Origin of the sequence: Syntrophus sp. (in: bacteria), assembly GCF_040768185.1 — a bacterium.
Lineage (GTDB): Bacteria > Desulfobacterota > Syntrophia > Syntrophales > Syntrophaceae > Syntrophus > Syntrophus buswellii.
Genome location: NZ_JAXGNC010000011.1, coordinates 1 through 25,302 on the forward strand (window position 1 = coordinate 1; position 25,302 = coordinate 25,302).

Annotated in this window: 19 protein-coding genes and 1 tRNA gene; 1 reads left to right on the forward strand and 19 read right to left on the reverse strand. The window is 56.6% G+C overall.

Going from position 1 to position 25,302, the window contains the following annotated elements:
- Positions 1 to 201: 201 nt before the first annotated feature.
- A tRNA-Glu gene (locus AB3175_RS10820) sits at positions 202 to 277 on the reverse strand.
- A 137-nt stretch (positions 278 to 414) separates the two neighbouring features.
- Positions 415 to 2,553 carry a DEAD/DEAH box helicase gene (locus AB3175_RS10825; protein WP_367360957.1) on the reverse strand — a complete coding sequence of 713 codons (2,139 nt, stop codon included), beginning with the start codon at positions 2,551 to 2,553 and terminating at the stop codon, positions 415 to 417.
- Positions 2,554 to 2,677: 124 nt separating this feature from the next.
- Here AB3175_RS10825 and AB3175_RS10830 point away from each other — a divergent pair, with 124 nt between their 5' ends.
- On the forward strand, positions 2,678 to 4,000 hold the full coding sequence (locus tag AB3175_RS10830) for an MFS transporter (RefSeq protein WP_367360958.1): 1,323 nt from the start codon (positions 2,678 to 2,680) through the stop codon (positions 3,998 to 4,000).
- Here AB3175_RS10830 and AB3175_RS10835 read toward each other — a convergent pair.
- The 17 genes from AB3175_RS10835 to murD form a co-directional block, all read right to left on the reverse strand.
- On the reverse strand, positions 3,918 to 4,667 hold the full coding sequence (locus AB3175_RS10835) for a DUF484 family protein (protein ID WP_367360959.1): 750 nt from the start codon (positions 4,665 to 4,667) through the stop codon (positions 3,918 to 3,920). The two genes, AB3175_RS10830 and AB3175_RS10835, sit on opposite strands and share 83 nt — an antisense overlap.
- A gap of 30 nt (positions 4,668 to 4,697) precedes the next feature.
- Positions 4,698 to 5,510: an exodeoxyribonuclease III gene (gene xth / locus AB3175_RS10840; protein WP_367360960.1), complete on the reverse strand. Its 813-nt coding sequence runs from the start codon at positions 5,508 to 5,510 to the stop codon at positions 4,698 to 4,700.
- Positions 5,511 to 5,557: 47 nt separating this feature from the next.
- The gene (cheB, locus tag AB3175_RS10845; RefSeq protein ID WP_367360961.1) at positions 5,558 to 6,688 is read right to left on the reverse strand and encodes a chemotaxis-specific protein-glutamate methyltransferase CheB; all 1,131 of its coding nucleotides are present in this window, start codon (positions 6,686 to 6,688) and stop codon (positions 5,558 to 5,560) included.
- Positions 6,689 to 6,703: 15 nt separating this feature from the next.
- Positions 6,704 to 9,025 (reverse strand): response regulator, encoded by a 2,322-nt coding sequence (locus AB3175_RS10850; RefSeq protein ID WP_367360962.1) that lies wholly within the window; start codon positions 9,023 to 9,025, stop codon positions 6,704 to 6,706.
- A 39-nt stretch (positions 9,026 to 9,064) separates the two neighbouring features.
- The gene (locus AB3175_RS10855; protein WP_367360963.1) at positions 9,065 to 11,125 is read right to left on the reverse strand and encodes a methyl-accepting chemotaxis protein; all 2,061 of its coding nucleotides are present in this window, start codon (positions 11,123 to 11,125) and stop codon (positions 9,065 to 9,067) included.
- A 31-nt stretch (positions 11,126 to 11,156) separates the two neighbouring features.
- Positions 11,157 to 11,729 (reverse strand): chemotaxis protein CheW, encoded by a 573-nt coding sequence (locus tag AB3175_RS10860; RefSeq protein WP_367360964.1) that lies wholly within the window; start codon positions 11,727 to 11,729, stop codon positions 11,157 to 11,159.
- 12 nt (positions 11,730 to 11,741) lie between these two features.
- Complete coding sequence (locus tag AB3175_RS10865; RefSeq protein ID WP_367360965.1) at positions 11,742 to 13,310, reverse strand: CheR family methyltransferase; 1,569 nt, start codon at positions 13,308 to 13,310, stop codon at positions 11,742 to 11,744.
- A 6-nt stretch (positions 13,311 to 13,316) separates the two neighbouring features.
- A complete protein-coding gene (locus AB3175_RS10870; RefSeq protein WP_367360966.1) occupies positions 13,317 to 13,781 on the reverse strand; it encodes a chemotaxis protein CheW in 465 nt (154 codons plus the stop codon).
- A 316-nt stretch (positions 13,782 to 14,097) separates the two neighbouring features.
- Positions 14,098 to 15,789, reverse strand: a complete 1,692-nt coding sequence (locus AB3175_RS10875) for a radical SAM protein (RefSeq protein WP_367360967.1) — start codon at positions 15,787 to 15,789, stop codon at positions 14,098 to 14,100.
- Between the two features lie 162 nt (positions 15,790 to 15,951).
- Entirely contained in the window at positions 15,952 to 17,106 is a 1,155-nt protein-coding gene (ftsZ, locus tag AB3175_RS10880; RefSeq protein WP_367360968.1) for a cell division protein FtsZ, read from the reverse strand.
- Between the two features lie 9 nt (positions 17,107 to 17,115).
- Complete coding sequence (gene ftsA / locus AB3175_RS10885; protein ID WP_367360969.1) at positions 17,116 to 18,342, reverse strand: cell division protein FtsA; 1,227 nt, start codon at positions 18,340 to 18,342, stop codon at positions 17,116 to 17,118.
- A 55-nt stretch (positions 18,343 to 18,397) separates the two neighbouring features.
- On the reverse strand, positions 18,398 to 19,243 hold the full coding sequence (locus tag AB3175_RS10890) for a cell division protein FtsQ/DivIB (RefSeq protein WP_367360970.1): 846 nt from the start codon (positions 19,241 to 19,243) through the stop codon (positions 18,398 to 18,400).
- Complete coding sequence (gene murB / locus AB3175_RS10895; protein ID WP_367360971.1) at positions 19,240 to 20,166, reverse strand: UDP-N-acetylmuramate dehydrogenase; 927 nt, start codon at positions 20,164 to 20,166, stop codon at positions 19,240 to 19,242. The genes AB3175_RS10890 and murB overlap by 4 nt, the downstream gene beginning before the upstream one ends.
- On the reverse strand, positions 20,156 to 21,547 hold the full coding sequence (gene murC / locus AB3175_RS10900; protein WP_367360972.1) for a UDP-N-acetylmuramate--L-alanine ligase: 1,392 nt from the start codon (positions 21,545 to 21,547) through the stop codon (positions 20,156 to 20,158). The genes murB and murC overlap by 11 nt, the downstream gene beginning before the upstream one ends.
- 138 nt (positions 21,548 to 21,685) lie before the next feature.
- Entirely contained in the window at positions 21,686 to 22,771 is a 1,086-nt protein-coding gene (murG, locus tag AB3175_RS10905) for an undecaprenyldiphospho-muramoylpentapeptide beta-N-acetylglucosaminyltransferase (RefSeq protein WP_367360973.1), read from the reverse strand.
- Positions 22,768 to 23,943, reverse strand: coding sequence for a putative lipid II flippase FtsW (ftsW, locus tag AB3175_RS10910; RefSeq protein ID WP_367360974.1), 1,176 nt, complete (start codon positions 23,941 to 23,943; stop codon positions 22,768 to 22,770). Before ftsW ends, murG begins: the two co-directional genes overlap by 4 nt.
- Positions 23,940 to 25,292 (reverse strand): UDP-N-acetylmuramoyl-L-alanine--D-glutamate ligase, encoded by a 1,353-nt coding sequence (murD, locus tag AB3175_RS10915; RefSeq protein WP_367360975.1) that lies wholly within the window; start codon positions 25,290 to 25,292, stop codon positions 23,940 to 23,942. The genes ftsW and murD overlap by 4 nt, the downstream gene beginning before the upstream one ends.
- Positions 25,293 to 25,302 lie beyond the last annotated feature (10 nt).

A 25,302-nucleotide genomic window follows, 5' to 3' on the forward strand; every position in this document is an offset into this window, starting at 1 on the left:
ACGGCGATTCAATTTCCCCCCCTGGGCTTGCTTTACCGGATTGACGGGCTAGTTTTGGTCCGCCTTTTTATTCCGGGGATCGTTTTTTTAACTTCAAGAAGAGGAGTTTTGAAACTGGAGGTTGGAAATAGGGTTGGAAATTGATTTTAAGCAAAAGAAAACAGGGACCGGAAAAATCTCCTAAGTCCCTGTTTTTATTATTGGCGTCCCCACGCGGAGTCGAACCGCGGTTACAGGCGTGAAAGGCCCGTGTCCTAGGCCTCTAGACGATGGGGACAAACCGGATATCTGTTGGATGTATTTTCAGCACGGAAAATTCCGTTGCGTGCGAATTTGGCCTTATACCCTGATGACGGGGAATATGTCAAGCTTCAAATCAATCTCCGCCGAATTTTCTTTGATGACGGCCAGCCATCACCCCTCCCATTCGAAGACGACGGGTTCCCTAAGAATCGCATCCCGGGCTTTGACGGCCAATTCCGCCATTTCGGGATGAGTCTCTCTCAGGGAGGCAATCTGCCTCAGATTGTCCGCGGTTCGCAGGATCAGCATGGCCATTTCTCCGTCGGACACGCCCAGAAGCTCCAGGATGCCGTCCCAGTCTTCTCCGGAAGCCCACGCATACACCGCGACACTTGTCCAGAAATAGAGGGGTTGAACAGGGAATCCGGCGGCCGTCATTCGTTCCGTCAAAGGACCGAGGTTCCGGACCAGGCGTGCAAAGGCCCGGCTCAGCTTGCGGGAGGTCCTGCGCTTATCCAGGGGGATCTCCTGATCGGAATCATATACGAACGGTGCAACCAGGGCGGCCAGCAGCTTCTCATCCTTTTCGGGAAAACCCTGAGTCCTCAGGCCTTCCGCTATCAGCAGGGGTTGATCGAGACGTAACTGAGACGCCCAGATGCCGTTATCCGTCAACCGGTCCGAAGAGTCGACGAATCCTTCGGATTTCAGAAATTCGAGATGCCGCAGGAACTCCCTCCACAAATTGTGCTTCTGGAGCTGATAGGAAGCCAGGGAGTTTTCAAAGATGTCCCGGATCGTTTCCGGAGTCTGGGACAGCAGAAGATTCAACACCATGGAAAAATCATTCCGGATCTGGCTGAGAATCTCATCCGGCGGCTGAAAGAGAAGCTTCTTGACATGAACCAGGTCCATGAATCGTCCCGGCACCGCCAGCATGAAGCCGATATTGTCCTGCCCCCTGCGCCCCGCCCTTCCGGTCATCTGGTGAAACTCCGTCCCGCTCATGGGACAGAACTCGTGTCCGTTGAAGAGATCGGAATTGAACAGGACGATCGTCCTGGCTGGATAATTCACCCCGGCGGCCACGGTGGAGGTCGCGAAAATGGCCCGCAGATGACCCTTTTTCATCATGGTCTCCACAAAAAATTTCCATGCCGGAAGCTGTCCGCCATGATGCGAGGCAACCCGATAATCGATGAGGCAGGATAACTGCCGGTGCTGGCGCAGAAAGGGGAAACGGCTGAGGAGCTCTTCAAGATCGTAGAAAAAACGCTCACTGCCGGACTTCCCGGCAAGCCGCGTGCAGGATTTCAGGGCCGCATCGCACTCCGAACGGGATTTCAGAAAAAAGATGGCCGGCAGAAGGTCGTAACCCTCCATCAGACGGATGATATCCCCGATGTGGGGAGCAGCTGACTTACCCCCTCTGCGCGTCTTACCGGCAGCGATGTATTCCACGACCTTGCCGTACAATTTCCTTCCTTCCATGAGCGGCATCACCCGTCCCGAAGGATGGAGGAGAAGCGGAAAAAGGGGTACGGGCCTCCTCTCTTCCCGGATCACGGTACAGGGTTTTTCCCGAAGAGAGAAGAGCCAGGCGGCAATTTCCTCACCATTCCCAATCGTTGCGGACAGGAGAAGCAGGTTTACACGCACGGGCAGGTAGATCATGATCTCTTCCCAGACCACCCCCCGGTCCCGATCTCCCAGATAATGGGCCTCATCCAGAATGACCAGGTCGCAGCGCAGGTTTTCCCCCTGCTGCATCACATCGTAAAGCTGATTGCGAAGGATTTCCGTTGTCCCGACGATAATGGGGGCATCCGGATTTTCCTTCGTATCCCCCGTGAGGATTCCCACATGCTCCGCGCCGAATTGCTGGCTGAATTCCACCCATTTGGCATTGCTCAACGCCTTCAGCGGCGAGGCATACCAGCATCGTCCCCCCGCTCGGAAGACGGACAGAATGGCCTGCTCCGCGATCCAGGTTTTTCCGGAACCGGTGGGCGCCATCACCAGGCAGTCGGTTTTCTTAATGGCATCCAGGGCCTGAAGCTGAAATTCGTCCGGGATAAACTCCCTGTCCGGCGGCTTACCGATCCGGGAAAAGACGCCCTTCAGAACAGGTTCGATGGACGGTTGCAGGCGGGATAAAGAGGCGCTTCGCCTTCGCCCTCTGACCTGCGGTTTGGAGTCCGGCGAACGGTCTGCGGGAGGGGATTTCCTGCCCCCTTGTGTTTTTATTCGATGTTCCGTGGAAACATCCTCCATTGCTGAATTGGAATATTCTTCCGTTCTTTCTATCATGGATCGGACCTGCGGTAAAGGCCTGTTTCCGTAATAAACCTCTTTTTTCATTGACAAATCAGCGCTTCCAACCTAAAGATGCCCCGTCACGCAGGCTTTCAGGGCAGGAAAGGGGTCTTTCATCATGGGTATAAGGCGGAATCTCTACTGGGGCTGGTACGTTGTTCTCGGTGCTTTTCTGATCATGGGGATCAATTACGGAGCCCGTTACTGCTTCGGCATTTTTGTGAAGCCCATGTCCCTAGAATATTCTTGGTCCCGTTCCGTAATTTCCCTGGGCGCCTCCCTGATGATCCTGACCTATGGCATCGGCGGGATCCTTTCCGGCTATCTGCTGGATCGGATGGCTCCGCGGAAAATCATGATGATCGGCGCCATGCTCGCCTCTTCGGGAATGGTTCTCACGGCCTTTGTGACATCGCCCTGGCAGTACTACCTGACCTATGGACTGCTCTGCGGAGCGGGAACCTCCTGTTTCGGCGTGGTCGTCTGCAGCTCCTCGGTAGGGAAATGGTTTGTGACAAACCGGGGCATGGCCATTGGAACGGCGTCCGTGGGGATCGGGGTGGGAACCATGATTCTGTCCCCCCTGCTGGGGTATATCGTCCAGGAAAGCTGGCGGAAGGGGTTTATCTTTTTAGGGCTTGTCATCCTGATCGGCGTGGCGGGTCTGGCACAGGGGCTGATGAAGAAAACGCCTCCCGATAACGATGGAGGAACATCATGCCCCGGAGCCGGGCAGGCTGGTTCAGAATCGGCCCCGGATTCGACGCAAAAGGACGGACCGGCCCTCTCCCGAACGCCGGCGCCGGCAGCCTCCCTTGCCCGGGTTTTCAGAGACTCCCGATTCTGGCTCCTTGCACTGTGCTACAGCCTGGCCGTCATGTCGGAGATGGCTATCTTTGTTCATCAAGTGGCCTTCGCAATCGACCAGGGCGTCAACAGGATCGCGGCGGCTTCTTCCCTGGGATTTCTCGGGGTGGCCAGCATCCTGGGGCGGTTTTTCTTCGGCTGGTTCAGCGACCGGATATCCGATGCCAAATATGCCTCGAGCATCGGTTTCTTCATGATGGCTCTCGGTGCAGCCATCCTTATGAATGCCGACAGCACGACCACCCTGTTTCTCTACGCCTTTTTCTTCGGCTTCGGATACGGATCCATCGCCCCGATGATGCCTATTCTTCTGGCCGATCGCTTCGGTTCGGACGTGCTGGGGACGACCTATGGCGTGCTGACCTTTTTTGCAGCCGGAATCGGCGGCAGCGCCGGTCCGCTGCTGTGCGGAATGATCTATGACCGGTATGGCTCCTACGATTACGCCTGGCGGATCAATCTTGCCGTCCTGGTGATCATCACCTTCCTCATCATGATTCTGAAGCCCCGGAATCCGGGCTCGTACAGTCCAGGGATGAACCGGACCTGTCGGACTTCTTCCTCGGAGGAATAAGCAGCCGTTCAAGCCTTTCCGACACCTTTCCGGCAAGCTGCTGAAGCAGGCTCGTATCCATCCCCGGATAATAGCGCTCCGGAGAAGCGTCTCCGAGATTGAGGCTGCCGATGAGAACCCCGTCCAGAAACAGAGGAACAACGGCAATGGATTTAAGAAAGTATTTCCGTGTTTTCGGAAACAGCTTGTAAAAGGGGCGGAGATTATCATTGGCAAGGACGGTGGCTGTGTTCCCGGAAAGAATTTCAAGGAAGGATGCCTCATCCAGAATACCCACCTGCTCCTTGAGGCTTTCCGTCATGGCAAGGCGCGCAACCAGATCATTCTTGCCAGTGTGCTGCACAAGGGTAAACCACCGGTAGGGAATGTTGAATTCGGTTTCCAGCTCCCGAAGAACCGTTTCCAGCAATTTCGAGGGGGTGTTGGCCAGATTCAGCACCAGCTCGACCTTCAGAAATTTTCTGGCAATTTCTTCATTCTTTTTCAGCGTATCCAAAATGTCACTCATATATCGCCGCTCCTTCCCCCCTTTTCTTGTACGACAAACTCTTGCGCCCTCATTTTCAGGTACGCTCCTTGTCGATGACGATACCGGCTTCATGACGCGGCTCATGGACACATGCCCCGCTTCCCTGCCGTTCCGCGTCGGTCGGCTTTCACCCGGCATGGCACACGTCCGCCCCTTTCCGCCCGACCTTCATAACATGAAGTCTGCAAAGAGGACCACATGATCCGACGGCTTGTCTGCCGTCCGGGAATTCATGTCGATAGCGCATCCACTGCAGCGTTGGGCAAGGCCAGGCGTGGAAAGAATGTGGTCAATGCGCCAGCCCAGTTTTCTTTCCACCGCCCCGGGAACGCGGTAATCAAAAAAGGTGTAGCTCTGCGGCTCGCCGGGATGAAACTTCCGGAACAGGTCCTCCAGCCCCCAGGACTTCACACGGGCAAAGGCATCCCACACCTCGGGCGTAAAGCAGACATGCCCCAGAAGCCGCTTGGGGTCATGGACATCGATGCTTTCCGGGGCCACATTGAGGTCACCGCACCAGATCAGCGAATCGTCCGGCGACCAGTTCCGCTCCAGAAAGCTCCTGAAGCGGTCGTACCAGCGGAGCTTATAGGCAAACTGAGGGTTTTCCTTGCCCCGGCCTTGAGGAACATAGGTATTGATCACCCATATGCCCGAATGGCGGACGGCAATCAACCGATCCTCGTCGGCCTCCTCCCCTCCTGCCTCCAAACCGAGCAGCACGTTTTCAGGATCGCCCAGAGAAGCCACGGCAACGCCGTTGTACTGTTTATTTCCCCGAAAAACGATGGAATAGCCGATATCGGAAAAGGCGCCGGCAGGAAAACGGTCATCCGCCACTTTCGTTTCCTGCATGCAGAAGACATTGGGCCGGTTTTCCTCGAGCCAGGAGAGCACGATAGGGAGACGGGATCGAATGGAATTAACGTTGTAGGTGGCGATCTTGAACCGGTCCACCGCTTTTTCCTGATTCTCCTTCATCTTGACGGCTCCTGTCTCCACCCCACGGTGCGTTCCATAAAACAGCCTCAGCAATCCTGATTCGCTTCCCCTGGCCGCCTGAACACGCCCCTTAAATCCGCGGGTGGCTGCTTCGCGTTGAGTTTTTTCAGCATCCGGGCGATCTTTTCCGGAGGCAGAATATATGACGCCGCATTCATTCCGATGGCCTCTCCCGGCATCCCGAAAACGACCGAACTCTCCCTGCTCTGTGCGATGGTAAGCATCCCCTTGTCCTTCATGGCCTTGAGTTCGTGAGCCCCGTCTCTTCCCATTCCCGTCAACAGAACCCCCGCGGCGTTCTTCCCATAGGCGCGAAGCACGGAACGGAAGAGATGGGACACGGAAGGGCGCAGCCCGTGATCCGGCTCGCCTCTCGCCAGGACAATCTTTCCGAAGCCATTCACCCCCATATGCAGGCCGTCCGGTGCGACATAGGCGTGACCCGGACGGATTTCCTGGCCGTTGACGGCAACGGAGACGGGATAATGAGAGGCCCGGGACAGCCAGTCTGCAAACCCGCCGATAAAACCCTGGGTCATATGCTGCACAATGAGGATGGGCGCCTGAAAGTTTTCGGGCAATCCCGACAGGACCGTTTTCAAAACCGTCGGCCCCCCCGTTGATGCGCCTATGGCCACAACATCGAACGGCTGTTGAACCACTTTCCCGACATCCAGGTCATCCGGAACGGTCAGGGCTGCTTCACCCCTGGAATTCCGCGCCCACCGACGCACAACCTTGACCTCGGACATGACCTTCACGGCCCGGATCAGCTCCCGCGCCCGAACATCGATGCCGACGGAAGAGGCGGACGGCTTTTCCAATACCGCCAGCGCCCCCGCTTCAATGGCCCGGAACGTCTTTTCCACCTCGGTGCTGACCCACGCCGCGCTGACGATAAGAATCGGGGTGGGGACTTCCTCCATGATCCTGCGGGTAGCCTCAAGCCCGTCCATGCCGGGCAGGATGACATCCATGGTGATCAGGTCGGGATGAAGGCGCTTCGCCTCCCTGAGGGCCTCCTCACCGCTTTCCACGGCCCCGGCGACGCGGATCTGCGGATCGGAATCCAGGATGGAAATCAGCAGATCCCGAACCACGGGGGAATCCTCCACAATCAGGACGGAAATGTTTTTGTTGTCCTCACAGAAAGGCATTCTCCGATACCTCGATTATCCCACTCTTCTGATGACATCCAGCAAATTGCTCTGATCAAAACGACTCTTGACGATGTAGGCATTGGCGCCGACATCGATTCCCCGCTCCTTGTCCTCCCGCGATTCCAGGGCCGTGACAAGGATCACCGGCATGTCTGCGAGTTTTTTATCCGCCCGGATCCGGGCCGTTAAATCGAATCCGTTCATCCTGGGCATTTCCACATCGGAAACCACGAGATCAACGGACTCCGTCCGCAGAATCGTCAGGGCGTCGATTCCATCGACCGCCGTCATGACCCGATAGCCGGCAAATTCGAGAATATTGCGAATAAGCGTCCTGGATGTGATGGAATCCTCCACGACGAGAACCGACAGCCGCTGAGATTCCTCGGTGCTCTCCCGTCCGGGCGCCGGCCCTGAAGATCCTCCCGAATCCAGTTGCCTTATGGCGGACTTGATCAGGTCAGCCACATTCAGCACCGGAACCGCCTCGCCGGTTCCCAGTATGGTCGCCCCGGCGATATTTCGCACGCGCACAAGCGGCCCCCCCAGGGGCTTCAGGAGGAATTCCTGTTCATTCCTGATCCGGTCCAGGCCGAACGCAAGGCTTGTGCCGGCGGAGCTCAACACGGCAATCTCCACATGTTCCCGTTGCTGCACCGCATCGACGGCCTGGGGAAAGCCCAATACCGGCCCGAGAGAAACAAAGGACAGGGTCCTGTCATACAGGCGGACGGTTTCCCGGTTTTCCGCCGTCTTGATCTCCGAACGGCGGATTCGCGCCACCCGTTCCACATTTCCAGTGGGAAGAACAAAAAGCTGCCTGCCTGCCTCAACAAGAATACCCCGGAAGGTCGCCAGAATCCTCGGCAGGATGATCCGGATGGCTGTTCCCTGATCCGGTGCGGATTCCGCGGAAATGGAGCCTCCGAGTTTTTCCACCTTTTCCCGAACAATGGCCAGCCCAAGCCCCCTTCCGGAGACATCCGTCAGAATGGGTACCGTGGACAGTCCGGAGAAAAAAATCAGATTCAGCTCATTCTCCCCGGTCAGTTTGTCCGCCTCCTCCCGGGAAAGCAGGCCGCTCCTCAGGGCAGCCCCCCGGACATTGTCCCGGCGGATCCCGGCTCCATCATCCTGCAGCAGGATCTCCACCTTCCCGCTTTCCTTCGATGAAATGCACAGCCTGATTTTCCCCGACGCCGGCTTCCCCTTCTCCAGCCGCCTTTCCGGCGTTTCGATTCCATGATCAACGGCATTTCTGAGAAGGTGTATCAGGGGATCCTTCATCTCCTCCAGGATTCGCCGGTCGATTTCGATGCCTCCGCCCTCGACCAGGAACTCCGTCTCCTTGCCCAATTCCCGGGCCAAACGTCGAACGACATGAGGATACATGTCCAGCAGAGAGGAGAAGGGCAGAAAGAGGGTCATCTTCATGTCCTCCAGAAGATGATCGATCCTGCCGCTGAATTCATAAGAATTCTGCTGAAGAGCTCGAGAGGCGGCCTTGAACTCATGCTCCAGCGATGACAACCGCTTCTCGTTTTCTTCAAGAAAATTGATCATTTTCGAAAAAAACGGGAGCGCTTTGCCGTCAATGCCAGCCCCCTCCGCGTGTCCCGGGGCATGCCACACTTTTCTGACTTCCGCGGAAGTCCTGGTCCCCTCCAAGGCCACATCAAGGAGCTTCCGCTCCAGGTCCTGCAGATCGGCATACCTGGCCCGGATATTACCTTTAAAAACAGAGAGTTCCTCCACCTGCTGGAACAGGTGGTTCAACCGTTCCGTCGGGATTCTCACCGTGTCCTCGGCCAATCCTCTCCCTTCGGCGGGGGCCGCAGCCCCTTCCGTGGCCGTGTCGGGCAGAGGGGACACCCGGCTGGTTGGTTCCTCTTCACAATGATCCTCGGGTTCCTCCAGCGCTTCTTCCGTCTTCCGCTCCGGTAACCGGCCGGATGCCGCGTCGTCCAGTTTTAAAACCGTCTGCGAGACGAGGGACGCCTCCAGCGCCCGGGAATCGGGAGATTCCGAGGCAAGGATCCGCTCCAGGATATCCATTGCCTCATAGAGAACGTCATACAGGGCAGGTGTCGCCCGCAGGGAGTCATTTTTCAGGGCGGCGAAGACATTTTCCAGCGCCTGGCAGAGAATTTCAATCTCATCCCAGTTGACGGCACGGGCGGCTCCTTTCAGACTGTGAGCCTCCCGAAAGATGGTCTCCAGGATCTCAGGATGCCGTTCCGAATCCTGGCGCCACTCCAGGTCCGCCAGCCCCGCCAGAATCGTTTTTTGATGCTCGGCGGCTTCGACGCGGAAGGTGCCCATAAGCTTTTTCAAAAAGGCTTCCTGCTTGGTTACCATGGCGCCTTACCCGGATTAGAGCCTGTACCGGTCGATCAGCTGCTTGAGCTGCTGACCGAGATCATGGAGATTCTGAGCGGCATTTTCCACCTGCTTCGCCCCGGCAACGTTCTGTGAACTGGCCTGATGGATATTCGTAATGGCAAGCACGACCTGATCCATTCCAACGAGCTGCTGCTGGCTGGACGCCGTAATTTGAGTCGCTGCCTGAGCCGATTCTTCAATGGTATCCGCCAGGCGGCGGAAAGAATCCCCCGCTTCGGAGGTCTGCTTCATCCCCGTCTCAACAGCCTTGATCTCCTGCTCCGTCGACATGACCGCCTCACCGACCGCCCGCTGGATTTCGTTCAGGATGGTCCTCACCTGCGCGGTCGCCTGCTTGGACTGCTCCGCCAGGTTTCTCACTTCCTGTGCGACGACGGCAAAGCCTTTTCCCTGATCGCCCGCCTTGGCCGCTTCGATGGCCGCATTGACGGCCAGCAGATTAGACTGATCCGCTATATCGTTGACCGAGGCGATGATCTCCCCGATGGCCTGACTGCGTTCGCTCAATTTCATAATGCTTTCGGAAATGGCGTCGGTCTGGGTCCGAATGAAAGTCATTCCCTCTACGGCCAGGTCGATGGCCTTCCGGCCCTGCTGAGAAACATCCGTGGCCTTCCGGGCGCTGTCAAAGACATACTTTGCCTTCTGTGTGGACAGATGGGCGGTCTGCTTGACCTCCTCCACGGTGGATGTGGTTTCGCTGACTGCTGACGCCGTCTGACCGGCCGCCGAGGCCAGCTCCGTGGTCGAGGCGGAAATCTGACTGGCCGAAGAGGCGATGACATTGACGGCTTCCCGGATGGCCTGCATCTCGCCGCGCATCGCGGCGACCATGGCGGCAAAGGCCCTGCCCATCACGTCTCTGTCCGACGGGGTTTTCACCGTTACCGTGAGGTTTCCGTTGGCGATCTGCTGGAACAGCTCGGCTTTTTCCTGGAGAGACTGGGTCATCTTCATGAACGACCGCGCCAGCACCCCGATTTCATCCTGACGGTTCTCGTCCGAAATCTGAACACTGAGATCGCCCTCAGCAATCTGCTCCGCCGCTGAAACGACTTTTTCCAGCGGACGGGTCAAACTCCTCGAAAACAAGTAGAAAAAAGCGGCAGCGATCAGCAGAGAGACGACCCCTACGCCAGCGATCAGGTTGCCTGTAAAGATCGCCGGCTTGAGCAGCTCCGACCGGGATATCGTCGTGAGCGCCGTCCAGCCTGCAACTTTCATGTTCGAAAAGGCAAGCACCTTGTCCATGCCCTCGAATTGATATTCCACCACCCCGGTTTCCTGATTCGCGACCTTTTCCACCATGTGCTCCAAACCTTTGACCTGCTTGTAGTTGAGCTTCAGGATGTTCTCCTTCACGGGGTGCGCCAATATGTAACCCTCTTTGTCCACCAGCAGGGAATAGCCGGTTTGACCGATTTTTACCCTGTTCACCATATTCATCAGGTGGGTGACATTGATCATGCAGCTCGCCACACCGATGATTCTTTGATTCCTTCCCGAGAAAATCGGGCAGGCGGCCATGCAGACGAGATTGCCGGTCGCTTTGGATTTGACCACATCGCCGAGGTTGCACTGGCCCTGAAGGGCCTTTCGGTAGTACTCCCGGTCCGAGGCATTGATTCCGACATCCCTTCCCTTGACACCGTCGGCAAAGACAAGCCCGTCCCGCCCGAAAAGGACGATCGTATCATAACGGTCGCCGGCGGCCTCCCGTATCTTGCCGAGTTCGCGCTGAGCGAGGGCGATTTCACTCCCGCTTGCCTCTCTGCCGGCCTCTGCCACCTTTTCCGCGGCAGCCACAACACTGTTGGAAAGTGAAATCGCCTGGGCAAGGCGCAGTTCCTCCGAAAGTCCAAGGTCGATGGTATCCGACAATACCTTGGACACATTCAGCATCTCTTCATGGGCAATAGACGAAATGCTGTCTGTCGCCTTGTAAACCGAGGCAATGCCGATCACGATCAAGGGAATGACAACAACCAGAAGGCCACCGGCCAGCAGCTTCGTCCCCAGTTTTCTCTTCATCTTTCGCCTGTACCCCTTTCTTTATATAGCCTCATCCCTCGTCATTGACCAGGATCCGGTCATCGGAGAGGATTTTTTCCGCCTGCAGCACAATCGTACCCGTATCCGTGACACCGGCCAGATAGTTTTCACGAACGCCGGTCAGGGTCGGGAGGGATGGCTGCAGGGAATCCTTCGGAATCTCCTGGATGCCCAGAAGGCCGTCGGCAACAATCCCCACCTCCATCGTTCCATGACGGACAACAATCAGTTTATGGAGGTCCGTCAATCCGCTGTCAGGAAGATCGAAAAATTTTTTAATGTCCATGACGGACAGAATCCGCCCCCGGACATTTGCGATTCCCAGGATGAAACCGGGCAACCCGGGAAGATACGTCAAATTCCGAAGCGGCATCGTCTCGGTGACGCACCGGGCTTCGATGGCATACCGCTCCCCTGCCAGCATAAAGGAAAGGACCTCCAGGCAGGGAACGGATTGAGCCGATGCCTCCGGCTCTTTCGCCAGGCGCAGGGCGCGCTCCTTCAGAATTCTTTTAATGTCTTCCCCGTCCGTAACCGGTGAAGCGTCCTTGGATTGCCTCGATTCCGCCAAATCGCCCCTCACTTAAAGAAAAGATCATCCTCCCGGTGGGAAGAAACTCTGCATCTCCGCCATCACGATAATGTCTCGTAACCTCCCGGCCGTCACCCCATCGGATTCCGGGATGATATCCTCCGGCTGATAGTTCTGCAGCATCAAAAGGGCATGTTCAAAATGCTTCGACGAGAGGGTGATCCGCCCTCTTTGCCGGGCAAGGCTGCCCAGGGTAAAATGGGCCAGAACAAAATCCGGCTTCAGATAAAGGGCGCAACGAAGGGCCTTCTCCGCTTCATCAAAGGCCTTCTGCTCAATGAGAATAACAGCCCGGAGATAGTGACAGCCCGGATCAAGCTTATGAATTGAAAGTGCTTTTTCACACGCCGTTCGGGCTTCCTGGAGATTCCCCGAATCCGCATAAAGCCTGGCCATCAGTGCATACCCCTGGAAATGTTCCGGATTCTGCTCAAGAAAGGCCTTCAGGATGTCTTCGCATTCCCGGTGGCTTCCCTCCCGGAAAAGGTGCAGGGCCTTTTCACAGGGGCATTCCTCTGCTTCCTCGGCAGCCGTTTCCCCGACCGGAAGTTCAGGAGGAAGGGGCGCATTCCGTTCCAAGAGCGGATCCGCACTCCACAATGCAGCGGAAACAGTCGCATCCCCCGGCGGAACGGACGGCTCGCTCAAGGAACCGGACGGGCCGTTTGCCGCCATTCCCTCTTCAGGGGCATTCCAGGGGGAATAGAGCGCCAGTTCTCCTCCCCGATTCTCCTCCTTCTGGTAGAGAATCACCCCGGGAAAGGTGACCGAAACAAATGAAGTCGAGAGCAGATGAAAGCCTTCCGTGACACTGGGAATGGCCCAGCCGCCATCAATGAGCGCCCGGTGGAACCGTTGGATGATCCTTTTCGCCAGCGCGGGCTCCATATACATCAGGACATTCCTGCAGAAGATGATGTCCATGGCGTTCGTGTTGTTGAAGAGCGAAGGATAAGGATCCGAAGCCAGGTTAAGATAATTGAAGGTGACCATCTCCCTGATCTTGTCTGAAATCCGGTAGCTGCCGTCCATCGTCCTGGTAAAATACTGATCCTTGAGCCATTGGAAACTACCGCGGAACGACCATTCCCGGTAAATTCCCTGGGCGGCTCTTTCCAGGAAACGCGCATTGATATCCGTAGCCAGCAGGGTGATCCGCCATTTTTCAATGTCCGGAATAAGGCGTTGCAGCAGGATGGCGAGCGTGTAAGGCTCTTCACCCGTTGCACAGCCGGCGCTCCAGATCCTCAGATATTTCATGCGCCGGCGGGAAGCGATCAACTCCGGAAGAATATATTTTTCCAACGCCTCCAGGCTGATCATTTCCCGGAAAAAATAGGTTTCTCCAATCGTCAGATAGCCGGCCAGCATCTCAACCTGCCGCCGCGTCAGCTTTGTGGAAAGCAGCCAGGAGACGAACGGCTCGATGGAGCCAAAAGAGAATTCCCCCGCAGCCGACAACAGGCGCCGCTTCAGGTCCGGCAGACGATCCTGCGGAAAGTGCAGCCCCATCTGGAGGGTGATCCACTGGGTCAACTGCCGCCATTGTTCATCAGAAATCAACCGGTCCATGCCCCTCTATGAGAATTGCAGCAGTTCCAAATCCAGAAGATCATGATCCTTCGGGGAGAGATAGCTTTCCGGATTCTGAAAGATCAGGAGTTCCTCACCGTTTTTGACAATGCCCTCGACGGACTTCAGCGAACGTGTAATCTCCTCCGCAGCGGTCCACTGCCCTTCATTGCATTCCTGCAATCCAAGAACGTCATCCACCCAAAGGGCTGCCATCCGTCGCTCAAGCTGCAGAACAATCAGACGATCACTCAATTTCAGGCCTCGCTCCGGAAGACCGCAGCACAGGCGAAGGGAAACGACCGGGACGATCCCGCCCCGTATGTTGACGACCCCGGCAACAACCGAAGGCGATCCCGGCAGCGTCGTTATTTCGACCATGGGAACCACCCTCTGCACAAAGGATATGTCGAGGGCATAGTTCCGATTCTCGACGCGAAACACCAGAAGCCGGCAGGGAAAATGTTTCAAGCTCTCATTCATAAAAAAGCGGACATTGCGTTTACTATCATGTTTTTCTTGAATATTGAAGCATTCAGATTCCATCCTGAAGAGATTTTTTCCAGGTTTCGGGATGGGTCTCTGTCCGGGCTGCAAGAACAGCGCTCCGACAGCGCCTCCTGTGCGCCCTGCGGTCTGCACGGGCGCGGCCTCCGAGGTGGAGCCACCTTCTTTCTCAAAATTTTCAACACCTTTATAAACGAGAGAACCGGTTTTGTCACGAAATCGTTGAAAGAAAAAGGGCAGGCGGGGCGGCGCGGACGCTCACGGGGATTTTCTGCAGATTTCAGGGATATTCCGATAATGCCTTCCGATATTCACGAATCAGAACAGCCTTGTCGATCCCGTGATCGATGAAATCCCAGGGGAGGAATTCCGAGAGGCCCTTGGGGCGGTAGACATAAAAATCCGGATTGAGAGGAACTTTTTTCAGTGCCTGGGACCAGTTGCCCTCCAGTTGATGAACCTCTGCGAGGATTTGGCCGACCCGGCGATCCCCCAGGGAGAGCAGCGTCTGAATGTAATTCCATTTGGGGAGATCGTGAAAAACCTGCACGGGCCCCTCATTGTGAAGGGCCTTTTTGATTCTTCGAAGTTTTTTTTTAACGTCCTTCACCTCCTCCAGGGGATGCCACTGGAAAGGGGTGAAAGGCTTGGGAATGAACTGATTGACGCTCAAGGTGATCCGCCTGAAGGGTTTTTTCCCCTTTGAAAGCTGGAGGGCCTGGTGGCGGATTTTCCGCGTAAGACGAATGAGACCTTCGATGTCCGCCTCGGTTTCCGTCGGCAACCCGACCATGAAGTACAGGCGTATTTGCCGGATACCCTGTTGAACCAGGTGCTCCAGGGCAGAAAAGATATGATCCTCGGAAATTCCCTTGTTCAGGACATCCCGCAGGCGCTGTGTTCCCGCCTCCGGTGCCAGCGCCACGGTCTCCACCCCCGATTCCCGGAGCAGACCGGCCATTTCCGCAGATACTCGATCCATGCGCAGCGAACTGAGGGCAAAAGTGCCTCCCCCTTCCAGAACGCAGCGGCACAGATCGGCCAGTTGGGGATGGTCGGAAACCGCCGTGCCCAGCAGACCGATTCTCTTTCCTTCGGAAATACCCCGAACGAAAGAGGGTTCAAGGGCCTCCTTTCGCCGAAAGCGGACGGGCCGGTACACGAACCCGGCGGCACAGAAGCGGCATCCCCGTGCACAGCCGCGGCTTACCTCCGCCAGGAAGAGATCGCCGAATTCTGAACCCGGTGTTGAAATGACCTGATCGGTTCGAAACGCGGAGAGGTCCTTTTCCCATCGTCTCCGGATTTTCCGGGGCAGTGAGGAATCAACGGGCTGAACATCCTCCAGCGTCCCATCGGGCCGATAAGAAACGGAATAAAGCTGAGGGACATAAACGCCCGGCACACGCCGCTGTACGTCAAAAAGGAGCTCCCGGCGATCCGGACCCTGAATCAAGGCTTCCCGGTACAGAGCGGCCAATTCAGGAAGCGCCTCTTCCGCTTCCCCTATGAGGAAAAGATCAATGAACGAACTCAAAGGCTCGGGATTGAGGGTTACAGCAATCCCCCCGGCCATGACCAGCGGCTCGAAATCTTTGCGCAGCGAGGCCTGAAGTGAAATTCCAGCCCCCGCGAGCAGGGCGAGCACATGGGGATAATCGTTTTCAAAGGGGATGGAAAAGGCGATAATATCAAATTCTTTCAGGGGTTTCTGGGATTCCAGGCTAACCGGACTCTTCCCCCGGGGTGCATCGCCTTCTCCCGGTGGAGAGAAAAAGACCCTCTCGCAAAGGCAGAAAGGCAGATCGTTCAGAAGGCTGTAGACCGCCTGGTAGCCGAGATTTGCCATTCCGATGCGGTAAGCATTCGGGTAGGCGAGACAGACCGTCAACTTGTCTCCCCAGGCCTTCCGGCAGTATCCTTTCTCCTGCGCTAAAAGCTGTTGATCCCTCTTGTGCTGCTTCCAGGACATGGCAATACCAGATCCGCATGATTCCCGCTGCGGCGATTTCTCCTTCCCGGCATGTGTGCGGTCAATGGCTCTGAATCCCGCAATCGGCTTCCGGGTAGCCCCCTGTCAAAGCCCTGGCTGCGTCCGGATCGCCTTGCCGGTCTTGTGGGATGCAACCCGGGATCAATCCGCCTGGCGCCGCAGGAATGTTGGAATTTCCAGGTCGGGATCCTCCGTATCGTCAATCAGCCCCATCCGGATGACGTTCATATCGCTGTTACCGGAAGCGCTCTTGCGCATGAACGCCGGGACGGCAATGTCGCGATTGCGGTTCGCTCCCAGGGAAGCCAGATTGGCCAGGCCCTGGCGCTTCTTTCCAACATCCTCGAAGCCGGTGGCGATGACGGTAATCCGTATCTCATCGCCCATGGATTCATCGACAACAGTACCAAAAATGATATTGGCCTCATCATGCGCCTCCGCCTGAATCAGCGAGGAGGCCTCATTGATTTCAAAGAGGGTCATGTCCGGACCGCCGGTAATGTTCAGCAGCACACCCCGCGCCCCCTGGATCGTATTGTCTTCCAGAAGCGGCGACGAAATGGCCCTCTGCGCGGCTTCCACTGCACGGTTTTCCCCGCTGGCTGAACCGGTGCCCATCAGGGCAAGCCCCATTTCCGACATGACGCTTTTCACATCGGCAAAATCCAGGTTGATCAGCCCGGGAATCGTGATCAGGTCGGAAATCCCTTTGACGGCCTGATACAGGATATCATCCGCTTTTTTGAACGTCTCAAGAAGGGAGAGGTTTCTTCCACCCAGGCTCAGGAGCCGCTGGTTGGGAACCACGATGAGGGTATCGACAATCCTTCTCAAGTCATCAATGCCTTCATCCGCCTGGCTGTTGCGCTTCTTGCCCTCGAACTGAAAGGGCTTCGTCACGACGGCTACCGTCAGGGCCCCCAGCTCCTTGGCAATTTCAGCCACGACGGGAGCTCCCCCTGTCCCCGTGCCACCGCCCTGGCCGGCGGTTACAAAAACCATGTCCGCCCCTTCCATGTGCTGACGGACCAGGTCCCGAGTCTCCATGGCGGCCCTTTTCCCCACATCCGGATTCGAACCGGCCCCAAGACCCCGGGTGACCTCCTCGCCCAGCTGAATTTTCACGGATGCGAGCGATTGCCCAAGGGCCTGCGCATCTGTGTTGGCTACGATAAAATCAACCCCCTGAAGGTTGGAGCGAATCATGGTATTAATTGCGTTTCCACCACCACCACCGATACCAACGACCTTGATCTTTGCCGAACTGAAATTTGATGATTCTGACAATTCAAACATGATTCCCCCCTAGAAGAATTCTAATAACCATTTTTTGAATCTGGCGAATGCGTCCCCCGCATTCCCTTTATCGCCTTTCCTCACAACGATCTTGGATAGATTCTTGCTGCCGTACAGGACAAGGCCGACCCCCGTTGCATGCATGGGGCTGTTCACCACATCGGTCAACCCCCCGATGCCCTTGGGATACCCTCTCCGGACCGGCATATTGAAAATCTGCTCCGCCAGCTCCGTAATGCCGTCCAGGAGGGATGTCCCACCGGTCAGCACGACGCCCGCGGCCAGAACATCTTCATAGCCGGAACGAACGATCTCTTTATACGCCATGGTCAAAATTTCTTCGGCACGCGCTTCAATGATCCGTCCCAGAATCTGCCGCGATACGGAACGGGGCTCTCTTCCCCCCACGCTGGGAACCTCAATGGTGTCCTCCTTGGAAATCATAGGCGGATAGGCGCAGCCGAAGTCGATTTTTATCTTTTCCGCCTCATTGAGGGGCGTCCTGAGGCCCGTGGCAATATCGCTGGTCACATAGTTTCCACCGACGGAAATCACCGCCGTGTGGCGGATACTCCCCTCACCAAAAACGGCGATGTTCGTCGTGCCCCCTCCGATGTCCAGCAGAGCCACTCCCAGATCCCGCTCATCATCGCTGAGAACGGCCTGGCTGGCCGCCAGATGCTCGAGGACGATGTCGTTGATGTCCAGGCCGACACGGGTGACGGATTTCTCAATATTCTGTATGGAGGTCCCTGAACCGGTCACCACATGGACCTTGGCCTCCAGCCTGACCCCGGACATGCCCACAGGGTCCCTGATCCCGTCCTGTTCATCCACAACATAGCTCTGGGCAAGGGTATGGAGAATCTGCCTGTCCAAGGGGATGGCGATCGCCTTGGCCGCTTCGATGGCCCGCTCCACATCATCGTTTCCGACCTCCCGCCCCTTGACTGCTACAATGCCGAGGCTGTTTTGCGCCTTGATATGCCCGCCGGCGATTCCCGTGAAAACGGATCCGATTTCACACCCGGACATGCGCTCAGCCTCTTCAACCGCCTTTTTGACAGCCTCTACCGTGCTGTCGATATTGACCACGACCCCTTTTCTCAATCCGTCCGAGGGATGCGAACCAATGCCGATAATATCAATTCCCGTATCTGTTATTTCTCCGACAATGGCACAGGTCTTTGTCGTGCCTATATCCAATCCGACGATGACATTTCCCTGCATACCCATGTATTCCGTCCACCTTTCTTGATAGATGTGATGCCGATCCGATCTTCCGATTGCGCTACAGCTTGTATTCCTTCCGCAGATTTGCAGTCCCTGCGGGAGCGGGGATATTTCTCCTGGAAACAGTCACTTTCAGGGGATTTCTCAAATCGATCCGGAAGAACCCTCCACCAAGGGGACGCCGTTCCAGATCCTCGAGAATCGGAGACAGGCGCTGCAATTTGTCCCCATAGCCGTCAAACCCGAGGACAAGGCACAGTCCGTTGTCGGTAAAAACCGAAAGCCCCAGAACCTCATTGCCTTGAATCTCCGATATCCGCTCAAGGGTTGGATACGATTTGGAAACCGCAAGATCGCCTAACAGGCGCAGTGCGCTCTTCAGCAGCGACTCGTTCAATTTGCCCTGAATGTAAAGACCCGTCAGCACAGGAAGATCGATTTCATCGTTCTTTCCCAGCTTCTTGAAGATAACGCCTTCCCGGTCCATCAGATAAAGATTGGCATCCTGTCGAATCACGGCGACGGCGGAACGCTCAACAATCTGAAGCACGAGGCGGTCCGGCAGCTCTCGGCCGATCGTGGCCGTCTTTATCCAGGGATTCGCTGTGATCCGCCGCAAAATGGCTTCTTCATTCAACGCCAGCAGACTCTGTGAAGACGTTACCGAACTGAGACGAAGCACTTCCTTTTCCGTGACTTCCCGGCACCCGCGAACGACTGTTTCCCGTATATGGAAACAGGGTGCGCTGATGGTGAAGTTGTAAACGAAGATCAGCAGAACGCCGATGACCATCACCGCACAGACCAGCAGAATCGACCGGGTCATGTCCAGGAAGATGGTTCTGCCGCGACGTTTCAACCGATACTTTCTTGCTTCCAGCTTTCTTCTGAAAGCCCTCTTCATCCATCCTCTCCGACAATCTGGACCTCGGCTTCCAGATGGACGTCCCGGCAGTCTCTTACCCGAATCCTGACCTCTTCCATCAGATCCATAATTTCGGCAGTCCGGGCATGCCCCAGATTGACGATAAAGTTGCCGTGCAGTTCAGAAACCATGGCATCTCCCCGGCGTGTCCCCTTCAGTCCGGCTTCCTCAATCAGCCGCCCGGCAGGCATACTTCGAGGATTTTTAAAGATGGAACCCGCATTGCGCAGGTTCAGCGGATGCTTTCTTTTTCGCAGGGAAAGGATTTCCTCAATCTTCGCCGCGATCTCTTCCCGGTTGCCCGGAGACAGAACGAACTCGGCACTGACGATCACAGCGGCATCAGGAAGAACCAGGCGACGGTACTCAAAGGAGAGATCCCGCCGGGACAGGGTCTCCAGCTCCTGGTGCTCATTCAGAACGGCAATCTCCGCCACCACGTCCTTCATTTCGATCCCATAGGCCCCGGCATTCATTCGAACCGCCCCACCGACACTACCGGGGATGCCGGCGCAGAGCTCCATGCCGGTCAGGGATTCCCGCTGGCAGAGACGCACGATCGCCGCAAGGGCGACCCCCGCTTCGGCCCGGACCCGCACCTTCCCTTCGGCACCTGGCACCCAGGACAGTTGTTTGAGCCCCTGCAGAGAGACAGCAACCCCACGGTACCCTCCATCCCGGACAAGCAGATTGGTCCCGTTGCCCAGGGCCAGAAAAGGCACCCGGCTTTTCCGAAGGAGGGAAAGCAGATGAGCCAGCTCCTGCCGATTCTGAGGGAAGACCAGGACGTCCGCAGGCCCCCCCACTCCCATGGACGTATAACGGCCCAGGGGTTCATCAAAGAGGACGGGGCCCGAAACACAGGATGTCAACTGCTCTTTGAAAGAGGCGTCAAGCGGCACGGGATTTTTTAACCTCCTTCAGTCGGTTCAACAGGGACATCCCCACGGAATTGACGCTTCCCGCGCCCTGGGTGATGACCAGATCCTCCGGCTGAACGATGGACAGCAGATAATTCGTGATTTCTTCAAAACCAGGCATGTAGAGCACTTCGCGCCGGGTGAAGGAGCGGATGCCGTCACAAAGAGCAGCCGCCGTCACCCCTTCAATGGGATCCTCGCTGGCGGGATAGATGTCCGTCACGATCAGAAGATCCGCCTCAGTAAAGGCTCCCAGAAATTCGCGGAAAAGGGCCTGGGTCCGCGTGTAACGGTGGGGTTGAAACACCACGATCATCCTGTCCTTCCATACCTGTCTCGCCGCCGCGAGCGTCGCGCTGATTTCCGTGGGGTGATGGCCATAGTCATCCACAACGGTGACTCCGGCTTCTTTTCCCTTGATCTCCAGTCTTCGGCCCACGCCGACATAACTTTTCAACCCCTCCCGGATGGCCGCCATGGTCATCTCCAGTTCCCTTGCCACCGCAACCGTGGCCAGGGAATTATAAACGTTAAAGAGACCCGGGACGGAAAGCTCCACATTTCCCAGACATTCCGTTCGGCAATAGAGCTTGTACTCCGTCGTTCCCCCGTTAAAGCGGATATCCTCCGCCCGGTAGTCCGCAGTCGGCTCCAGGCCGTATGTGAGCGTCTTCCGCTTGATGTCCGGAAGGATGGCTTTGACGTTGGGATCGTCCTGACAAAGAACGACGGATCCGTAAAAGGGAACGATATTGGCAAACTGGAGAAAGGCGGTCTTGATGTCCTCGATGTCCCGGTAATAATCGAGATGCTCCCGGTCGATATTGGTAATGACGGCCAGAGACGGAGACAGTTTCAGGAAAGAGCCGTCGCTTTCATCCGCCTCGGCCACGATGAAGTCCCCGTGGCCCATCCGGGCATTACTCCCGATGCTGCCCAGCTTTCCGCCGATCACCATGGTTGGATCCAGCCCGCCTGTGGCCATCACCGTCGCGATCATCGAGGTGGTCGTCGTCTTGCCGTGACTCCCCGATACGGCGATGGACACTTTCATCTTCAGCAGCTCCGCCAGCATTTCCGCCCTGGGTATGACGGGAATCGCCCTTCGATGCGCCTCCAGCACCTCGGGATTGTCCCGCCGGACCGCCGTTGAGGTCACCACCACATCGGTATCGCCCAGGTTAGCGGCCTGATGCCCCTGAAACACCGCAGCGCCAAGCGCAACAAGATGTTCGGTGGTGTCCGAAGTTTTCAGGTCCGATCCGCTGACGGCATAGCCCAGATTCAACAGGACCTCGGCAATTCCACTCATCCCGATACCGCCGATCCCGACGAAATGAATGCGACGTACCTTTTTGCGCATGACATCTGTTACTCTGTAGAGCCTCATGGCGTTCAACGGCATTCCCCTTTGCTGTAAGGGCTAAAATCCCTTTATGTAGTGTAAATTTTTGATCATATATACTATATGTTGTATAATGTCCACCGAAAAAAAACTTTGTTATTTCTTGATCATGGCCAGGCAAGTATCAACAATGTCCGAAGCGGCGTAAATATTTCCCATATTCGCCGCATTTGCCGCAATCTCTTTTAACCGGGAAGGATGATCATATAAATTTTTAATTTCATCCACCAGCCGGCGGCCGTCGAGCTCTTTCTCCGGAACCATGACGGCCGCCCCCGCCTTGAGCAGAACCTTGGCATTTTCAGTCTGATGGTCCCCGATGGCATAGGGAAAGGGGATGAGGATCGCCCCTTTCCCCATGGCGGTGATTTCGGCGATGGAGGTCGCACCTGCCCTGCAGATCAAAAGGTCCGCGGACTCGTAAGCGGAAGCCATGTCCTGGATGAAGGGGACAACCCGGGCATTGAAACCCCCGGCGGCATAAGCGGCCGACATGCTCTCGCAATCCCGCTCCCCCGTCTGATGGACAATGGAAAGGACCCCCTGAAGAGGCTTCAGAAAAGGCAGGGCATCCAAAACCGCTGAATTGATGGCATGCGCCCCCTGGCTGCCGCCGAATATCAGCAGGGAAAATTGATCCGTCACTTTTTCAACCACCGGCTTACCGGTGAAAAAGGCGGCCCGGATCGGATTTCCCGAAACCCTTGTCTTTTTCGCGGGGAACCATTTTCCCCCGTCGGCAAAGCTGAGAAAGACGCGATCCACAAAACAGCCGAGAATCCGATTGGTCAGACCGGGAATGGAATTCTGCTCGGCAATGGCTGTGCGAATCCCCATGAGGCGGGCCGCAGCGACAGCCGGACCCGAGGCATAGCCTCCGACTCCGATCACGATGTCCGGCCGGAAGGAGCGGATGATCCGCACCGACTGGAGGAAACTTCCCGGAAGCTTTAAAAGGGCCAGGGTCGACCGGATCAGTCCCCGGCCCTTGATGCCTTCCACGTTCAGCAATTCCAAGGGAAAACCGATTTTCTTGAGGACTTTCTGCTCGATGCCCCGGTTCGTGCCGACAAACAGGATCCTGTTTTCCTCACTGCGGCGCAGCCATTCCTCCGCAATGGCTACACCGGGGAAAAGATGGCCTCCGGTGCCGCCCCCGGCTATGAGTACCCGGACCGTCATTGCGATTCACCCTTTTTCTCTGAAAAGGTTGAAATATTCAGAAGAATGCCTATCGCGGCCAGACTCATCACCAGGGACGTCCCTCCGTAGCTGAGAAAGGGAAGGGCCAGGCCCTTGAGGGGAATCAATCCCATCACCCCGGCAATGTTGATGACGGCTTCGAGGGCAAGAAGCATGGTTAACCCCGCGGCAACCAGGGTTCCGAAGAGATCCGGGGCCTTGAACGCGATGAGGAATCCCCGGACGATGAGCACGACAAACAGGGCGATGACCACAAAAACTCCGACAAACCCCGCTTCTTCGGCAATAATGGAAAGGATGAAGTCCGTATGAGGCTCAGGAAGATAGAAAAGCTTCTGCATGCTGTCACCGACTCCCACACCGAAGGCGCCCCCGGAACCAAAGGATATCAGGGACTGAATGACCTGGAAACCCGACCGCTGGGGATCCTGCCAGGGATCAAGGAAGGCCGTCAGCCGCTTGATCCGGTAGCTTTCGTGGACCAGAAACCAGATCCCCACGGGAATGAGACCCGCCAGCAAAGCGCCGAGATGAACCAGCCTGGCACCGGCCATATAGAACATGAGCAGCAGAATGACCGACATGATGGCGCAGGTGCCGAAATCCGGCTCCAGAATGATCAGCAGCATGATGACCGCCGTGACGCTCAGCGGCACCGCCACCCCGCGGCTGAAGTTCTTCCTGTAATCAATCTTGCGGTTCAGGAAATGGGCAAGAAAGAGAATCATGCAGATTTTAACCAGCTCGGAAACCTGGAAAGAAAAAAAACCCATTCTGAGCCATCTTGTCGCGCCGCCGGCACGGACGCCCAGGTGGGGGATGAGAACCAGCGAAAGGAGGACAATGCTGACCAGGATCCCTGGATAAGCCGCCTTTTTTAGATAGTAATAGGGAATCTTCGCCATCAGAAGCATGATTCCGAAGCCGAGGACAACAAAAACGACCTGCTTTTTCAGAAAATACCACCCGTCATGATGGTGGGCCTGACTCGCCGCGGCCATGATCGAACTGGAGCTGTAAATCATGACCGTCCCGATGCTCACGAGAATCAGCACCGCCAGCAGGAGAACGAGATCCGGCCTTTTGTCCCCTTCGGGAAATTCGGAAATCGGCAGTTCCGGCAGCGATATTTTCTTTAAAAATCCGATCATGCCAGGGCCCTCACTTCCTCCTGAAAAAATTCGCCACGAGCCTTATAGTTGTTGAATTCATCGAAGCTCGCACATCCCGGAGAGAGCAGAACGACATCCCCGGCGCCGGCCTGTCCGCGGGCAGCCGCAATGGCCTCTTTCAGGGTCGGCGCCATGAGGGTGGGAACGATTTCACCGATCCGCTCCCGGATCTTTTCCCTCGCCTCGCCAAAGAGCACCAGGACCTTGACCCGGTTCGGCAGGAGGTCGCTCAGGGATTCGAAATCCCCGTCTTTGTCCCGGCCTCCCATGAGAAGGACAAGGGGTTCCGAGAAGCTTTCGATGGCCCTTTTGACGGCTCCGACATTGGTGCCCTTGGAATCGTCATAAAATTTTACGCCCCCGATCTCCCGGGTGAATTCTATCCTGTGGGCAATTCCTGAAAAATTCGCCACCGCCTGGATGACCTCTTCCCGGGTGCATCCGCAGGCGCGGCACGCCAGGATGGCGGCCATGACATTCTCGATATTGTGAGCCCCCGGCAGACGGATGATGTTCAAGGGGTAGCTCTCCCGCCCACCCTGGCCGTTGCGGTAAATCAGCTGCTCCCCTTCCCGGTACAGACCGACATCAACGCTCTGTGACGAGCTGAAAAAACGGACCCGCGACGGAAGGGATTCCGCCAAGACGGCCGAACGCGGTTCGTCGGCATTGAGGACGGCAAGATCCCCCTTCCCCTGATTATTGAAGATCCGTTCCTTGACGGCCCTGTACGCCTCGAAGGACCCGTGGTAATCGACATGATCGCAGGTCGTATTCAGAAGCAGGGCCGCAAAAGCGTGAAACGCCTCAACCCACTGAAGCTGGAAGCTGCTGACCTCGACAACCGCATAGTCAGCATCCTGCGGTCCCGCCACGTAATTGGCCAGGGGATTTCCGATGTTCCCGCCGACAAAGACTTTCCGTCCGCTCTTTGCCAGGATTTCCCCGATCAGGGTCGTGGTGGTTGTTTTTCCGTTGGTCCCGGTAATGGCGATCATGGGTGTCCGGAGATATCGGCTGGCCAGTTCCAGTTCACTCACAACGGGGATGCCTCTCTCCAGGGCTTCCTTCAGCAGGGGGTGAAGGGGCGGAACGCCGGGTGACGGCACCACCATGTCCACGGAAGACAGCGCCGAAGTGTCGTAGCGGACCCACTCCACGCTCGCGCGGAGATCCTGCCCAAGCTGGGGAAGCACATCCTTTTCCAGGGAGAGGTCTTTTGCATCGGTAACGGCGATCCGGACGCCCCGCGCAGCCAGAAATCGTGCGGAAGCGATGCCCGTCTTCCCCCAGCCGATGATGAGAGTTTTCTGTCCCGACAGATCCATAAATGACACC

Bases quoted from the DNA above. Each gene is read 5' to 3' on its own strand.
- AB3175_RS10825 (WP_367360957.1), bottom strand. From the start codon at position 2,553: ATGATAGAAAGAACGGAAGAATATTCCAATTCAGCAATGGAGGATGTT.
- AB3175_RS10830 (WP_367360958.1), top strand. From the start codon at position 2,678: ATGGGTATAAGGCGGAATCTCTACTGGGGCTGGTACGTTGTTCTCGGT.
- AB3175_RS10835 (WP_367360959.1), bottom strand. From the start codon at position 4,667: ATGCCGGGTGAAAGCCGACCGACGCGGAACGGCAGGGAAGCGGGGCAT.
- xth (WP_367360960.1), bottom strand. From the start codon at position 5,510: ATGAAGGAGAATCAGGAAAAAGCGGTGGACCGGTTCAAGATCGCCACC.
- cheB (WP_367360961.1), bottom strand. From the start codon at position 6,688: ATGCCTTTCTGTGAGGACAACAAAAACATTTCCGTCCTGATTGTGGAG.
- AB3175_RS10855 (WP_367360963.1), bottom strand. From the start codon at position 11,125: ATGAAGAGAAAACTGGGGACGAAGCTGCTGGCCGGTGGCCTTCTGGTT.
- AB3175_RS10865 (WP_367360965.1), bottom strand. From the start codon at position 13,310: ATGGACCGGTTGATTTCTGATGAACAATGGCGGCAGTTGACCCAGTGG.
- AB3175_RS10875 (WP_367360967.1), bottom strand. From the start codon at position 15,789: ATGTCCTGGAAGCAGCACAAGAGGGATCAACAGCTTTTAGCGCAGGAG.
- ftsZ (WP_367360968.1), bottom strand. From the start codon at position 17,106: ATGTTTGAATTGTCAGAATCATCAAATTTCAGTTCGGCAAAGATCAAG.
- ftsA (WP_367360969.1), bottom strand. From the start codon at position 18,342: ATGGGTATGCAGGGAAATGTCATCGTCGGATTGGATATAGGCACGACA.
- AB3175_RS10890 (WP_367360970.1), bottom strand. From the start codon at position 19,243: ATGAAGAGGGCTTTCAGAAGAAAGCTGGAAGCAAGAAAGTATCGGTTG.
- murC (WP_367360972.1), bottom strand. From the start codon at position 21,547: ATGCGCAAAAAGGTACGTCGCATTCATTTCGTCGGGATCGGCGGTATC.
- murG (WP_367360973.1), bottom strand. From the start codon at position 22,771: ATGACGGTCCGGGTACTCATAGCCGGGGGCGGCACCGGAGGCCATCTT.
- ftsW (WP_367360974.1), bottom strand. From the start codon at position 23,943: ATGATCGGATTTTTAAAGAAAATATCGCTGCCGGAACTGCCGATTTCC.
- murD (WP_367360975.1), bottom strand. From the start codon at position 25,292: ATGGATCTGTCGGGACAGAAAACTCTCATCATCGGCTGGGGGAAGACG.